The following is a 13,971-nucleotide window of genomic DNA, read 5'->3' as shown; positions in this document are numbered from 1 at the left end:
CGCCGCTAAGGAGGCCCTTCTCGACCATGGGCACCAACCATTCACACGGCCCGGCCGTTCCCAGCTCCCGCGGCACGGTGTGGGCAACGCTGGCCGTCATCGTTCCCCTGGCGCTGGCCACGCTGACCGCTCTGATCTGGCTGTGGCCTACTGAGCGCACCTCCACCGGCCAGCCATCGGCCAGCCTGCAGCAGATGACGGGAACGATCACCTCCATCACCCTCACCCCCTGCATCGAGGAGCCGCCCGCAGACGGCCAACCCCGCGGCCAACAGCCACCGGCTGACCCCGCCACCTGCGGCGAAGCCAAAGTCGACCTGACCAGCGGGCCGCAGGCCGGCCGACGTATCGCCACCCAGCTGCCCAGCGGCCCCGGCGCGCAGGTCTTCACCGCGGGCGACGACGTGGTGCTGATCTACACGCCGAAAGGCATCCTCGATGTGCCGCCCTACCAGATCTCCGACCACGACCGGTCCTCACCCCTAGGACTGCTCGGCGCCGCCTTCGCTCTGGCCGTGATCGCCTTCGGCCGCTGGCGCGGTGTGACCGCGCTCATCGGGCTGGCCATCACCTTCGTGCTGCTGCTGATGTTCGTCATCCCGGCCATCCTCGCCGGACAGCCACCGCTGCTGGTCGCCATCGTCGGCTCGGCGGCCATCATGCTCACCGTGCTGTATCTGACCCACGGCTTCACCATCCCCACCTCGATGGCTGTGGTCGGCACCTTGGTCAGCCTCAGCCTCACCGGCGCGCTGTCGGTGGCCGCCATCGGCTTGGCCGACCTTAACGGCATCACTGACGAAAGCTCCTTCTATCTGGACATGAACTATCGGATCAACACTCAGGGCCTGCTACTGGCCAGCATCATCATCGGCTCCCTGGGCGTGCTCGACGACGTCACCGTCACCCAGGCGGTCACCGTCACCGAACTGGCCCACGCCAACCCTGGCTATACCTTCGCCCAGCTGTATCGGGCCGCCGCCCGAGTCGGCCGCGCCCACATCGCCTCAGTGATCAACACCATCATCCTCGCCTACGCGGGCGCCTCCCTGCCGCTACTGCTGCTCATCAGCGTCGGCGACCAACCCGTCGGCGAGGTATTGACCAACCCGGTCATCGCCCAGGAGATCGTCCGCAGCGTGGTGGGCACCATCGGACTCATCGCCGCGGTTCCCATCACCACCGCCCTGGCCGCCCTGGCCGGCACCCGGCGCACCACATCCGACCACCAACCGCCCCCCACAGCACGCCACCGACGGCCGAGGAACCTCCTGATCGACTCCGGGGTGACTGACTGAACAACGGCCAGCACGGGCAGGTTCTCCTCATCGATCGTGCCTCGACGATGGCCCGCGCGCCGGCCTCATGTACTCGTGCCCAACCAGACGACACCACCTGTCGTCTGGTTGGACAGGGGTGTGTCCAGTTAACGGCGTGCGCCGTGAGGCGCTGTGATTTGAGTGGAGGTGGGAGACCTTCGCCTCCGGCCTGTCGTAGCAGGTCGGTGGAGCTGGGGGCAGCCTGATCCGGGTGATGCCGGGAAGGGCGGGAGCAGCCCCGACAAAGCCGGGACGTGCCAGTACTGCCAGATGGTGCGGGTCCGGTGAGCGTGATGGAGAGGAGTACGAGAGGAACCGACGTCGTTAAGTCCCTCCACTGAACGCCTGCTCGAACCTGGCGGATCTGGGCAGGACGCGGTGCGCACCCGCCGGCCGAGGGCCGGTGGGGAACTCCTGGGCCGGTTTGCCGATGCCGACCGGGAGGCCATGGGGAAGGTCTGCGGCGTACTCATGGCGATGCCGCAGGGGCAAAGTCGGGCTCCTACTTCGTCGAGCGAATCACAGTGAACACGGGAACCACTCGGTCACAGCTCCAGGTCATGGGCATCCAGCCTGTCGGCCGGGATAGGTGCATCGACCGCTGAACGGGCCGGGTGGGGCGGAGCCGCCGTAGTAGTCCGAGGCCGGGAGAGCCGGTCACATGGCGAAGGGCGGCAGCGGATTCGAGAAGAGAGGAGGCTGTAATGCCGAAAGACGCGCTGCCGAATGGCAGCGCCAGCGCCTCGGCCCCGGTGGGGTCGTGGTCGCGGGTATCGGAGATGCAGGCCAAACTTCGATCATCGAACCGAGCCGCGTACTCCTCCAACAGACCCGGTGCCGGTGGACACGGACGTCGTGCGGTCGTCATCACGACCACCCCGAACGGCAGGATTTGTCCTCCTGCCATCGGCTTACCGCGGCATCAGCCCCATGCCAACAAACCACCGATTAGGTGATGCTGGGCGGGCATGACAAGGCCACCCGCTGCACATCGACGAACTCGTCGAGCACTGGACGATCCTGGACGAGGAACGCGACCTCATCGCCGGAAAGCGCGGCGCCACACGGCTCGCCTTCGCGATCTTGCTGGAGTTCTACACGCAGTACGGCCGGTTTCCGCGAGGACGCTCTGAGGTGCCTGACGAGGCAGTCGAGCACGTGGCCAAGCAGGTCAAGGTGCCCGCCTCGGAGCTTGGGCTGTACAAGTGGTCCGGCTCGACGATCGACTACCACCGCAGCCGGATCCGCAAGCACCTGGGCTTTCGCATCTGTTCAACCGCCGACGCCACCAAGGTCGCGGTATGGCCGGCCAAGAATGTCGCGCGCGCCGAGCGGCGAGGCGCGCATCCCGGCGGGCGCGGCTTCCGGGATGAGGGGAAGACCGGAGCGAGGTATGACAAGGCCGCTCTCGTAGGCGAAGACGATCGCCTGAGCACGGTCCCGCAGATCGAGTTTGGTCAGGATGCGACCGATGTGCGTCTTGACGGTCTGTTCGGCGACGACGAGTGCGGCGGCGATCTCAGTGTTGGACAGACCCCGAGCGATGTGGAGGAGCACTTCGGCCTCGCGCTCGGTCAGCCTCCCCGTCCGGGAGGGTGAGCTGGGCAGCGCGGGCCGGCACCGGACGACCTCCTCGATGAGGCGCCGGGTCACCGAAGGCGCCAGCAGCGCGTCCCCCGCCGCCACCACCCGCACCGCCGAGATCAGGTCACCGGGTGGCGCCTCCTTGAGCAGGAAGCCGCTGGCGCGCGCGCAGCGCCTCGTACACGTAGTCGTCCACATCGAAGGTGGTGAGCATCAGCACGCGCGGCCGGTGCTCTCTCGGAGGAGGGGTGAGGATCAGCCGGGCCGCCCGAAGTCCGTCCAGCCCAGGCATCCGGACGTCCATGAGGACAACGTCGGGGCACAGCCTTCGGGTCTGGGCTACGGCCTGCTCACCGTCGGCCGCGTCACCGACGACCTCGATGTCCCACTCGGCGGCCAGTAACGCGCCGAAGCCCGCTCGGACCATGGCGTGGTCGTCGGCGATGAGCACCCGAATCGTCACATGTCACCGTCTTTCGGCTCGGCCGGCACCAGGGGGAGGGTCAGCTCGACCCGGAACCCACCCCCTGGTGCGGGCCCTGCCAGTAGGACACCGCCCAGCATGGCGGCCCGCTCTCGCATCCCGACCAGCCCGTGCCCGGTGGCGGTCGGCTCGATGGGCGTGCGTCTCCCGTCCGCCGGGAGCGCGTTCTCCACCACGACCCGCAGCCCGGCCCCGTTCCCCGTGATCATCACAGCCGTGGCGGCGCCCGGTGCGTGCCGTATCACGTTACTGAGCGACTCCTGCACGATCCGGTAGAGCGACAGCTCCACTCCCGGCGGCACGCGCGCGGGCAGGCCGCTCACCGTCAGGTCGACCGGGGTGCCGGCCCGCCTGGTCCAGCCCCGGCAACGGAGCGCGCCTCGGCGCCGCGTCGTCGCTGCGCAGCACGCCCAGCAGCCGCCTCATCTCGGCCAGTGACTGCCGGGCCGCCGCCCCGATGGAGTCAAACTCCTGTTCAGCCCGGGCCGGCACCCCGCCGAGCCGACGCGCTGCGCTGGAGGCCTGTACGGCGATCACGGACATGTGGTGCGCCACCACGTCGTGCATCTCACGGGCGATTCGGGCACGTTCCTCCAACAGCTCGCGCCGGGCCCGTTCCACCGCGCTGACCTGTTCCTGCTCCGTGACTCGCGCCTGGGCTCGGCGGCGCCAGCGCAGGTTGTCACCGGCGATCAGCGGCACCGGCACGATGACCGCCGCCAACTGCAGCACCACAGCCAGGCCCATCTCCGGCGGCCTCGACACCAACGACATGTCCACCAAGACGCCGAGCAGGGTCAGCACCCAGACGGCCGCCAGCATCCATCTCGGCCGGCGCTGCGCCAGCGCGAACAGCACGATCAGATAGGCCGCCATGGGTATCGGAAGCCAAGGCCAGGGGTTGTTCGCCCGCGGTGGTGAGACTAGCAGCGGAGTGATCAGCATCCCGAGGTAGATCATCCACCAGGCGGTCATCAGCCGGTGCCGGCAGATCGCCACCGGGGCCGCGCAGGCCGCGCCGAGCACCACCGTCAGCTCGGTCGGCGCGTCGTAGACGGTGGCGAGCATCCCCACGTTCATCGCGAACATGAAGCAGGCCACCATCCAGGACGCGGCGGCCGGCACTCTCGTCAGCCGGAGGGTGGGCCGGGCGGCGGCCGGGGCTGCGGTGTCGGTCGCGTCCGGGGTGAGGTCGCGCAGCATCCCACCACGTTAGCCCGCGCTCCCCGCAGGGGGGATCCGCCCTGCAGCCGATCTTCGGCTTCCCTCCCCGGTATGACCCGCGGGTCGACTGGCCCCCAGGTATGAGGTCGTCAGCGGAGGGCGGCGAGCACGGCAGGCACACGAGCCGCCCGTTGACGACGGCTACCTCGGATCGGCCACCCGATCCGGGGTAGCCGATGATCGTTTCGTGATACCGGCGGCTCACCCCGAGGTTGGCTCCCTGGTGTGACGCCCGCCGCGGGAGCCACTGCCTAGCGTCGAATCCGTGAACGACAACGGAAACACGAAGAGCAGAAGAACCTTCGGGCGGCTGGCCGCCGTACTGACCGCGCTGGGCGTCGCCGTCGCCGGGCAGGCCGCGGCGACGGCCGAAGGCGCTGCCGCCTCGACAGGACGGAAAACGCTGGACGGGGCCTGGCGGGCCGACGGCTACAGCACGATCTTCAGGATCGACCAGGGGCAGCTCACCTCTTTCGACACAACGGCGATCAGTTGCCTTCAAGGGCTGCTCGCGGCGAAACAGACAGCGGAAACGCGCGACTCGGCGTCCTTCACCGCGGATAAGGGCTTCCGGCAGCTCACCATCCACGCGCAGGGGCCCGGCCGGGCGCGGCTGCGGTATCTGGGCGGCGCGGGAGCCATCGAACTGCGGAGACTCCCCGGCCTTCCCGGGGCCTGCGCCACATCCACCCCCAGCGACCCGGTGAAGGTGTTCGACATCTTCTGGGCGACCTTCGCCGAGAACTACCCGTTCTTCGCCGCCAAGGGCATCGACTGGCAGGCCGTTCGGAACCGGTATCGACCCAGGGTCGGTCCCGGCACCGGGGAGGCGGAGCTGTTCGCCGTACTGCGGGACATTCTCAAGGAGCTCGGCGACGCGCACACCGCCCTCCTCGCGGGTGAGAACCAGTTCTCCAGACCACTGCGACCGGGCACCAGGCAGCTGGAGGGGGTACCGGCCTTCCTGGCCTTCAACAAACGGGTCCAGGAGTTCATCGAAAAGCACGACACCGGCAGGCCCCTGAAGACGTGGGGGCAGGGAGTGATCGGTTACGCCGATCTACCGGATGGGCTGGGTTACCTGCGGCTGGGCGCGTTCGACGGTTACGCCGCAGGCGGGTTCACCCGCAATTCGGCTGAGCTGAACCGTGCGCTCGATGAGATCTTCACCAGGGCGCGCACCTCGGGTCCCAACAGGTTGCGCGGCCTCATCCTCGATGTCCGGGTCAACCTGGGCGGCTACGACGCGCTCGGCCTGCAACTCGCCTCCAGGCTCACCGGCAAGCCCTACCCGGCCTACGCCAAACAGGCCCTCAACGTTCCGGGCGACCCGCCCGGGTTCACCCGGGCCCAGCGGCTGCGGGTACGGCCGGCCACCGCACCGACGTACACGGGTCCCATCGCTCTGCTCACCAGCAGCCTGACCATCAGCGCGGGAGAGACCTTCACCCAGGCCATGATGGAGCGCGCTCCCAGGCCCGAGCGGATCGGGGAGAATACCCAGGGGGCCTTCTCCGACTTCCTGTGGCGGACGCTGCCCAACGGGTGGAGCTTCGCACTGCCCAACGAGCGCTTCCTGACCCGGACCGGGACCGCCTTCGATGTGACCGGTATCCCGCCGCACCTCGCCACTCCCGGCGTCTTCAGTGACAAGGAACTGAACGGCGGCCATGACGCCGCCTTCGATAAAGCCCTCTCCTACCTCCGGCACCAAGGCCGGGCCCACCTTCGCCCCGGACAGATCCGCCACCCGGCTCGAACGGTCCGCTAACGATCGTCGTCCCAGAAGAGGGCGGTCATCCGCCAGCCCTCTGGCATGCGCAGGAAGTGGATGCTCTTCGTCCCCGCTCCGGTGAACGGCTTGCCGCTGTGAACGCCGCTCTTCCGGTAGCGACACAGCCGTTGCGCGGCATCGCCGAAGATCTCCGTCCGCTCCCCGGTCTCCTCCTCGGCGAACTCGGCGAGCATTCGACGCGCTGGATGCCGCGCTCGTCCACCGCCCAGTCGACGATCCGCTCAGCGGCGCGGGTGATCAAGGGGTCCAGCACTGGTATGCCGGAAAACTGCCACGCCGCAGTAAACCCCGGATTTACTGCGGTGGTGGACTTGTTCACCTCCCGCACCATCGCCGCCGGAGTGAAGGTCTCCGTCGGCGTCGTCCACAAGACCTTCGCAGACGCCCAGCTCGCCGCCGCAGAGGGCAACCCCCGCTGACCAGCCCGATCACCCTGGAGAACGTCGTGCCGCTGCCCCAGATCCCGACCGGCGACCCGCGCGTACTGGCTGTGTCGCACACCGATCGCTAGCCGGGCGTCCCGTCGCGCTCGCTTCTTCGGGCGAGGCTCTGGGCTTGCCCTGCGTGTATGTCGCTTACCCATTCCCAGCCGGGCTTAGCCGATGGGCCGAGCCGCGGGTCATCGGGAGCATGGCCGTCACGCAAGGCATGCACGTACGCGCGGTCAAGTTCGATCCGTGCGCGTACCTGATCAGCTCCGCCGGCAGACCCGTGACCGGGGACGAGGACATCAACGTCGCCCGCCATGCCCTCGAGCAGCCGCAGCCCAACAAGGTACTCCTCGATCGGGTCATTGGTGCTGTTCAAGTCGTCGAGCATCGGAATCAGGACATCAGAAAGCATGTCGCCGGCGACGAGAACCCCGCGCTCCTCGATCAACAGCGCCGCATGGCCCGGGGCATGAGCCGGATGCTCAATAATCCGGACTTGAGGGCCATCCCAAGGAATCCGCGCAGTTCCGGCAGGCAAACCGGTAATGAGGCCGAACAGGTCCAGCGGTATCTCCTCGGCGATTTCCGGCGGCAACCCCTCGGCGACGGGGGCCTTCCAGCCCGCGTTCGACCGCAGATCTCGCATATAAGCCGCACAGCGGGCTGTACCGTAACGGGGCGCTTCGCCGAGCTCGGCGTGCCAGAGCACGTGATCCCAATCAGGATGCGTCGAGAAGCCTGCCACAACGGGCTGGCCCAACTCGCGAAGGTCGTTCGCGAGGCAGGCCATTTCGGAGCCTTGCATCCCGGGGTCGATGAGCAACACGCCCGCCCGGCCTTGCACGACAACGGTGTTGTTCTGGAGCAACTCGCTCTGATGGACCAGCACACCCTCCGCGACCTGCCTCAGCACGAGCTCGCCTCCTTTACATCCCGGATGGCGTAGCGATGCATCGTGACGCCCTGCTTGAACGATCGCTGCTCGAGCAGGTCGAGCTCGATCGGCACGTCGTAGTCGTCGAACAGCGGCCTGCCGAAGCCGAGGATTTCCGGGTGGGTGAAGAGCAGCAGCTCGTCGAGCAGCCCCGCCCGGAGAAGCTGCGTCGCGAGCGCCGCGCCGCCCACACTGATGCTGCCGTCGGTCCCGGCCCGCAGGGCGGCGAGTTGCTCGATCGCGTCGTCTCCGCCGATGATCTGGGTGTTGTGATCGGCGCTGTGGCGGGTGCGGGAGACAAGCACCTTGGGCTTGGCGGTCCAGATCTCGCCGTATTCACGCATGAAGTCCGGCAGTGACGCGTCCTCGCACGCCCGTGGCCAGTACTCCTCCATGACCTCGTAGTAGACCCGGCCCTGGACCATGAGCGCGAGCGCCTGCGTCAGCGCGTTGCACTCGCGGTGCAGTTCCTCGTGGATACGCAGCCACTCGCCAGCACCGTTGTCCCCGGGAACTTGCTCGATCCGCAGGTCGAGGGACACCTGCATCGAATAAATGAAGCGGCCCATCAGCTCCTCTTCTCAAGAGTGATTGTATTCTGCAACTACTATAGGTAGGACGAAATACCTGTCAAGGAGGAATCGTGGAACCACGGTCCGGGTGTCCGATCAATGCCGCTGTCGAGGTGCTCGGAGATCGCTGGTCGTTGCTCGTGCTTCGCGACGTCATCTTCGGCGACCGCCGCTACTTTCGGGTGCTGCTCACCGGGTCGATCGAGGGCATCGCTTCGAACATCCTCGCCGATCGCCTTGTGCGGCTCGTCGAGGCAGGGATCCTCACCCGCGGCACCGCAGCGCGGGGGCAGCGCGCTCGCTACAGCCTCACTGAAGCTGGCATCCAGACTCTTCCGATCATCTACGCCGTCGGCAACTGGGGCCTCGACTGGCGCCCGGGCAGCGACGAGCTCCGGAGCCGACAGCAGCTCATGCGCGATGAGGGTCCGGCGTTCATCGAGGAGCTCATGGACGAGCTTCGCGTCCGCCACCTCGGCGCCCCGCCGAAGCCACACGACGGTCCAGGCCCGTTCGAGCGTCTCGACGCCGCCTACGCCGCGGCTGCCGAGCAAGAACACGCCGATTAACGGTGACGGAACGGCCCCCGCCCTGACCTTCTTGGGCTCCGGTAGCCTGCCGTCACCGCGCACAAGACGTCGCCGCCATGGGACAGACACACTGCCTGCCCGACGTCGGATGACTCCGCAACGCCCAGAGCCGTTTTGAACCCGGACCTTGCCGGATCCCCTGGTTGCTGAGAGCTGCTCAAGCCCGCCGACCGGCGCGGGCTGACTCCGCTGTTCTGGCAGCATGTCCGGCCCTACGGCGAGGTGCGGCTGGACGCGGCCAAGCGTCTGCCACTGGGCGGCGGCGAGGGTGCCGCCCGGCGGCGCGAACCGGAGTAGCCCGGATCCTGCGGCTCTTCCGATGAGGGCGGGCTGGTGCGACCTGCGCCGTCCGGCCGACTGTGGACGTTTTGCAGCAACACCGCGCCGGGCGCTATGGCGTCGCCGGTCGTGCGTGTAAATAAACTTTGACATGGTGTCCGGGGCGCTTTACATTGGTTGATGTCAGCTTTGTTTTACATGAGGAGCGGGCATGGCCTTCGAGGAAAAGCGCGCCTGGGTGATGATCGTGGTCTCCGTCGGCGCGTACACGATCTACGTGGTGACCATCCTGGGCCGGGCCGGCGAAGGCCCGCTCGCCGACGTCGCCTACGCGGGAACTCTGCTGTGGACCATCGGTGGCGCCATCGTCGCCGCGATCGTGGCCCACATCGCGATGGCTATCGCGGGCGGCCACGGCGCCGACCGCACTGACGAGCGCGACCGTGAGATCAACCAGGTCAGTGAGCGCATCGGGCAGTCGATCCTCGTCATCGGCGCGCTCGCCGTACTGGTCATGGCCATCGCCGAGCTGCGCCACTTCTGGATCGCCAACGCCGTCTACCTGGCGTTCGTGCTGTCCTCGGTGCTCAGCTCGTTTGCCAAGATCATGGCGTACCGCAAGGGCGGCTTCCAGACGTGGTGAAGCCGACGCAGGTCACCAACGCGATCCGGGCCCTGCGGTTCGCGCACGACGAGATGACCCAGGCCGAGCTGGCCGACCGGGTCGGCGTCACCCGCCAGACCATCATCGCGATCGAACAGGGTCGCTACTCCCCCTCGCTGGAGATGGCGTTCCGCATCGCCCGGGTGTTCCGGGTCGGACTCGACGACGTCTTCCAGTACCCCGACACCGAAGGAGACCCCTCATGAGGGCGATAGTCCAGGACGAGTACGGCCCGCCGCACATGCTGAGCCTCGGCGAGGTCCCGATCCCGACGCCCGGCGCCGACGATGTGCTGATCCGGGTACACGCGGCCGGCGTCGACTACGGCGTGTGGCACATCATGACCGGGCTGCCGCTCATCGGCCGCCTCGGCTTCGGCCTGCGCCGGCCCCGCAACCGCGTGCCGGGCATGGACGTGGCCGGCGTCGTGGAGTCCGTCGGCGCCAACGTGACCGCGTTCCGCCCCGGCGACGAAGTGTACGGCGCGGCGACCGGCGCGTACGCGCAGTTCGCGCTCGCCCGCCCGGGCAAGCTCGCCCGCAAGCCCGCCAACCTGAGCTTCACCGAAGCGGCGGCCGTACCCGTGTCAGGGGTGACCGCGTTGCGGGCCGTCGGCCAGGTCACCGCCGGCGAGAAGGTGCTGGTCATCGGCGCCGGCGGCGGAGTGGGCAGCTTCGCGACGCAACTCGCGGTCGCCGGCGGCGCCCACGTCACCGCCGTGTGCAGCACAGCCAAGGCCGGCCTCGTCCGGTCACTGGGCGCCCAGGCCGTCATCGACTACACGCGCGAGCCGCTCACCGGGACATACGATCTGATCATCGACATCGCGGGCATCCGGCCGCTGACCATGCTGCGCGGGCTGCTCACCGAGCGCGGCCGGCTCGCCATCGTCGGCGGCGAGGGCGGCGGTCGGTGGTTCGGCGGGCTCGGCCGGCTGCTGGCCGTCCGGCTGATCACCCCGTTCACGCGCCAGCGCCTGGAGGCGCGGATCGCGCTGACCCGCACCGCCGACCTGGACGCGCTGCGCGACCTCATCGAGGCCGGGACCGTGCGACCGGCCGTCGGGCGCACGTACTCCCTGGCGGAGGCCTCCACCGCGGTGGGTGACCTGGCGGCGGGCAACGCGCCCGGAAAGCTCGTCATCACGGTTGAGTGACCCCGGGGCGCCGGGATCAATGTCCTGCGGCGAGTCTTGGCAGAGAGGTGCATCCGATGACGGTCGACAGCCCCGAGGTGACGGCCGATAGTTGGTCGCGAGGGCGCCGGGAACGCACCGATTGGTAGATGTACGACTGGGCCAACAGCGCCTTCTCGACGACCGTCATCTCCGTGTTCCTGGGGCCGTACCCCTCGCCTCCGCCCGCCGCTTCCGCCATCTGCCGGCCGACCGCTTCGAAGAGGTCATCCCCACCCGGACCATCTGGCGCAACACCCCACCGGCCTTCGTCCTCCACGCCCGCAGGCCACGCCCATAGCCTCGCTGTCGTCGACACACTTGGCTCACCGATCCGCAGCGAGTGCCCCGCTAGACCCCGAATCCACTCGTGAGCTCATGTACGTGATAAGGGACTGTTATCACGTACATCGCCGACGTCACGGTGCCGTTGACCAGCAGCGGCGTGAAGACGGCAGCCGCACGACTCGGGCACGTTATCCGGTACATGCTCAGACCAGTCCGGCCGGACATGGTGGCGATGGCCTGCGGGGATGTAGTGGCGCGGTGTGTTTCTGGCGTACTCCGGCCGCCCCCCTCAGAAGTCGCGACCGTCTCCGCTTCCGAGAACACGATCGGGGTTGACTGAGTAAGGTCAGCCCACGGTCCAGCGCGGCGCCTCCCCGGCGCCGTCGACCGGGTGCCCGCCTCCCGGCTCAGCGCGGCGCCCCGGCCGCCGACCGCGATCAGGTGCCCTGATTGCCTAAACCGCGACTCGATCATCCGGCTCGTCGGCGCGGTGCCGGCCGAGCAGAACGACGAGTGGACCGAACAGCGCCGCTACATGGGGCTGGAGGTCCTCGCCGAGTGTCGCAAGAACACCGGTTCACCCGATTCCAAAAATAAGACAAACGATGCTAAAGTGACTATTGAGGCGATCGCTTCCTAATAGTCACCGATTACGGGTGGCCTTCTCAAACACCACCTCCCTGGGTGCGGCCGCGTCCGGAAGCGCCCGCAAGCATCGGGGTCCCCAGGTCCCGCCTCGCGGATGCCCCCACCGCGACGGACGCCCGGCCGACTCGCGACGGAGCCCGCGTGCCCACGATCGACCCCCGACGTCTCCTCGTCCTCCGTGCCTTCGTGCTGTCCGACTCGGTCACCGCGACCGCGGCGGCGCTGCACCTGACGCCGTCCGCGGTGTCGCAGCAGCTCGCGGCGCTCGAGCGCGAGGTCGGCCACACGCTCGTCGTACGCACGGGGCGCAAGCTGGCGCTCACGCCGGCCGGGCGCATCCTTGCCGGGCACGCCGAGGAGATCAACTCCCGGCTGAAGATCGCCGAAGCCGACCTGGCCGCGCACGCGGGCGGTGTCCTCGGGCAGCTCCGGATCGGCGCCTTCCCCACGGCGATCAGCTGGTTGGTGGCACCTGCCATCGTCGAGCTGCGCCGCCAGGCGCCGGGCGTCGACGTCACGGTCGTCGACGCGGAGGCGCACATGAGCCACCGGATGCTGATGCGCGGCGATATCGACGTGACCGTCAGCCTGGAGTACGAGTCCGACCCCGAGCGCGACTCCCCCGACATCGTGAAGTTCCCGCTCTACATCGAGCGGTTCAGGGCCGTCCTCCCCCACGCGCACCCGCTGGCCGGCGAGGAGGGCATCGGGCTCACCCAGCTCACCGAGGAGGGTTGGATCATGCCCTCGCCCGGTAACCCGTGCCGCACGATGGTGCTGCAGGCGTGCGCCGAGCTCGGCTTCCACCCGCCGATCAGCCATGTCTCGGACGACTACCGCGCCGCGCTGGCGCTGGTCGCCGCCGAGGCGGGGATCTGCCTGGTGCCGGAGTCTGCGCTCTCCGCCCGCGACGCCGACTGGGTGACGATCCTGCCGACGCGCGGCATCGCGCCGCTGCGCAAGGTGATCATGACGACGCGGCGCGACAACCAGGGCCACCCCGTCGTACGCGCGGGGCTGGAGGCGATGCGGGCCGCTGTCGCCGAGCCGGACTCGGAGATCTACGGCCCGCTCGCGCGGTCCGACACCTTCAGCGTCGAGTGACGGCTCCGGCCGACGGCGCGTTCTCGCGGAGGAAGGCGTCGACGTGCCGGTGGTACTCGTCCGGCTTGTCGCGGCGCACGCAGTGGTGGGCGCCCTCGATCACGACGACGTCGAAGCCGGGCGCGACGGCCGTGAGACGCTCACGGGAGTGCTTGTCGACGATGACGTCGCCGGTGCCGGTGACGAGCAGCGCCGGTACGCCGGCCGGGCCGACCGTGATCTGCCGCGCGGTCGGCGTCCAGATCCGGCGCTTCTCGTGGACCCGCTGCTCCATGTAGTCGATGTTGACGGCCTTCATCGCCTCGGCGAGCGGGCGCAGCTCCTGCTCCGCCCAGTGGGGCTTGAGCTCGCGCTGCATGTCCATGAGCTCCTCGACCGACGCCGTGTCGGCGTAGTCGAAGGGGTCCTTGGCGGTCTGCTCGACGCTGAGCCACGGGTTGGGACCGGCCTCCGGCACCCACCACGGCGGGTCCTCGAGCACGACGCCGGCCACGAGGTGCGGGGCGTCGGCGGCGACGAAGGCGGCGATCCGCGCGCCCATGGAGTGCCCGACGACGAGCGTCTTGCGCCCGGTCTCGCCGAGCATGTCCTTGAGGATGTCGATCGCGTCCTGCACCATCACGTCGGTGGACGGAACGCCCTCGTGCTCGGGCAGGCGGCTGGGCGACTTCCCGTGGCCCCGAGCGTCCGGCGCCACGATGTGGTAGTCGCCGCACCAGCGGTCGACGGCGTCGCCGTAGCACGCGCCGGACTCCACGGCGCCGTGCAGGATGAGGATGGCGGGCGCATCTGCTGCGTCCCGCCCGTACTCTCGGACGAACAGGTCGGTTCCCACGTGTCCTCATTCAGTACTCTGTCGCGCCGGCCTCCGGCCGGCTCAC

At 68.7% G+C, this 13,971-nt stretch carries 13 protein-coding genes and 3 pseudogenes; 9 read left to right on the top strand and 7 right to left on the bottom strand.

Annotated features, from left to right (window positions below):
* Positions 1 to 26: 26 nt before the first annotated feature.
* Positions 27 to 1,298 carry a YibE/F family protein gene (locus ABZU75_RS12080; protein ID WP_355552544.1) on the top strand — a complete coding sequence of 424 codons (1,272 nt, stop codon included), beginning with the start codon at positions 27 to 29 and terminating at the stop codon, positions 1,296 to 1,298.
* 1,005 nt (positions 1,299 to 2,303) lie between these two features.
* Positions 2,304 to 2,642 (top strand): annotated as a pseudogene (locus ABZU75_RS12075) (DUF4158 domain-containing protein); the annotation flags it as partial.
* Positions 2,643 to 2,708: 66 nt separating this feature from the next.
* Here ABZU75_RS12075 and ABZU75_RS12070 read toward each other — a convergent pair.
* From ABZU75_RS12070 to ABZU75_RS12060, 3 genes and pseudogenes are all read right to left on the bottom strand, one after another.
* Positions 2,709 to 3,330 (bottom strand): annotated as a pseudogene (locus ABZU75_RS12070) (response regulator transcription factor); the annotation flags it as partial.
* Between the two features lie 32 nt (positions 3,331 to 3,362).
* The gene (locus ABZU75_RS12065; RefSeq protein WP_355552540.1) at positions 3,363 to 3,632 is read right to left on the bottom strand and encodes a hypothetical protein; all 270 of its coding nucleotides are present in this window, start codon (positions 3,630 to 3,632) and stop codon (positions 3,363 to 3,365) included.
* Between the two features lies 1 nt (position 3,633).
* Positions 3,634 to 4,590 carry a histidine kinase dimerization/phosphoacceptor domain-containing protein gene (locus tag ABZU75_RS12060; RefSeq protein WP_355552537.1) on the bottom strand — a complete coding sequence of 319 codons (957 nt, stop codon included), beginning with the start codon at positions 4,588 to 4,590 and terminating at the stop codon, positions 3,634 to 3,636.
* Positions 4,591 to 4,876: 286 nt separating this feature from the next.
* On the opposite strand from ABZU75_RS12060, the gene ABZU75_RS12055 reads away from it, so the two are divergent.
* Positions 4,877 to 6,382, top strand: coding sequence for a S41 family peptidase (locus ABZU75_RS12055; protein ID WP_355552534.1), 1,506 nt, complete (start codon positions 4,877 to 4,879; stop codon positions 6,380 to 6,382).
* On the opposite strand, the gene ABZU75_RS12050 is transcribed toward ABZU75_RS12055, so the two are convergent.
* From ABZU75_RS12050 to ABZU75_RS12040, 3 genes are all read right to left on the bottom strand, one after another.
* On the bottom strand, positions 6,379 to 6,579 hold the full coding sequence (locus tag ABZU75_RS12050) for a hypothetical protein (RefSeq protein WP_355552531.1): 201 nt from the start codon (positions 6,577 to 6,579) through the stop codon (positions 6,379 to 6,381). The genes ABZU75_RS12055 and ABZU75_RS12050 overlap by 4 nt on opposite strands.
* Positions 6,580 to 6,913: 334 nt before the next feature.
* On the bottom strand, positions 6,914 to 7,750 hold the full coding sequence (locus ABZU75_RS12045; RefSeq protein ID WP_355552528.1) for an MBL fold metallo-hydrolase: 837 nt from the start codon (positions 7,748 to 7,750) through the stop codon (positions 6,914 to 6,916).
* Positions 7,744 to 8,340 (bottom strand): dihydrofolate reductase family protein, encoded by a 597-nt coding sequence (locus ABZU75_RS12040; RefSeq protein WP_355552525.1) that lies wholly within the window; start codon positions 8,338 to 8,340, stop codon positions 7,744 to 7,746. The genes ABZU75_RS12045 and ABZU75_RS12040 overlap by 7 nt, the downstream gene beginning before the upstream one ends.
* 74 nt (positions 8,341 to 8,414) lie before the next feature.
* Between ABZU75_RS12040 and ABZU75_RS12035 the strand changes: the two genes are divergently transcribed.
* The 6 genes and pseudogenes from ABZU75_RS12035 (at position 8,415) to ABZU75_RS12010 (ending at position 13,090) form a co-directional block, all read left to right on the top strand.
* Positions 8,415 to 8,912, top strand: a complete 498-nt coding sequence (locus ABZU75_RS12035; RefSeq protein WP_355552522.1) for a helix-turn-helix domain-containing protein — start codon at positions 8,415 to 8,417, stop codon at positions 8,910 to 8,912.
* Positions 8,913 to 9,423: 511 nt separating this feature from the next.
* A complete protein-coding gene (locus ABZU75_RS12030; RefSeq protein ID WP_355552519.1) occupies positions 9,424 to 9,855 on the top strand; it encodes a hypothetical protein in 432 nt (143 codons plus the stop codon).
* Between the two features lie 23 nt (positions 9,856 to 9,878).
* Entirely contained in the window at positions 9,879 to 10,082 is a 204-nt protein-coding gene (locus tag ABZU75_RS12025; protein WP_281048031.1) for a helix-turn-helix transcriptional regulator, read from the top strand.
* Complete coding sequence (locus ABZU75_RS12020) at positions 10,079 to 11,032, top strand: NAD(P)-dependent alcohol dehydrogenase (RefSeq protein WP_355552516.1); 954 nt, start codon at positions 10,079 to 10,081, stop codon at positions 11,030 to 11,032. Before ABZU75_RS12025 ends, ABZU75_RS12020 begins: the two co-directional genes overlap by 4 nt.
* Before the next feature lie 763 nt (positions 11,033 to 11,795).
* A pseudogene (locus ABZU75_RS12015) lies at positions 11,796 to 11,978 on the top strand (IS256 family transposase); the annotation flags it as partial.
* Positions 11,979 to 12,127: 149 nt separating this feature from the next.
* A complete protein-coding gene (locus ABZU75_RS12010; protein ID WP_355552513.1) occupies positions 12,128 to 13,090 on the top strand; it encodes a LysR family transcriptional regulator in 963 nt (320 codons plus the stop codon).
* Here ABZU75_RS12010 and ABZU75_RS12005 read toward each other — a convergent pair.
* Positions 13,077 to 13,925: an alpha/beta fold hydrolase gene (locus ABZU75_RS12005; RefSeq protein WP_355552510.1), complete on the bottom strand. Its 849-nt coding sequence runs from the start codon at positions 13,923 to 13,925 to the stop codon at positions 13,077 to 13,079. The genes ABZU75_RS12010 and ABZU75_RS12005 overlap by 14 nt on opposite strands.
* Positions 13,926 to 13,971 lie beyond the last annotated feature (46 nt).

It is taken from the genome of Streptosporangium sp. NPDC005286, assembly GCF_040607515.1.
GTDB lineage: Bacteria > Actinomycetota > Actinomycetes > Streptosporangiales > Streptosporangiaceae > Streptosporangium.
The sequence above is the reverse complement of the archived record's forward strand: the minus strand, read 5'-3'. Positions and strand labels throughout refer to the sequence as shown.

Coding starts and splice junctions, on each gene's coding strand:
- ABZU75_RS12080 (WP_355552544.1), top strand. CDS start 27: ATGGGCACCAACCATTCACACGGCCCGGCCGTTCCCAGCTCCCGCGGC.
- ABZU75_RS12040 (WP_355552525.1), bottom strand. CDS start 8,340: ATGGGCCGCTTCATTTATTCGATGCAGGTGTCCCTCGACCTGCGGATC.
- ABZU75_RS12030 (WP_355552519.1), top strand. CDS start 9,424: ATGGCCTTCGAGGAAAAGCGCGCCTGGGTGATGATCGTGGTCTCCGTC.
- ABZU75_RS12050 (WP_355552531.1), bottom strand. CDS start 6,579: ATGCTCGCCGAGTTCGCCGAGGAGGAGACCGGGGAGCGGACGGAGATC.
- ABZU75_RS12060 (WP_355552537.1), bottom strand. CDS start 4,590: ATGCTGCGCGACCTCACCCCGGACGCGACCGACACCGCAGCCCCGGCC.
- ABZU75_RS12020 (WP_355552516.1), top strand. CDS start 10,079: ATGAGGGCGATAGTCCAGGACGAGTACGGCCCGCCGCACATGCTGAGC.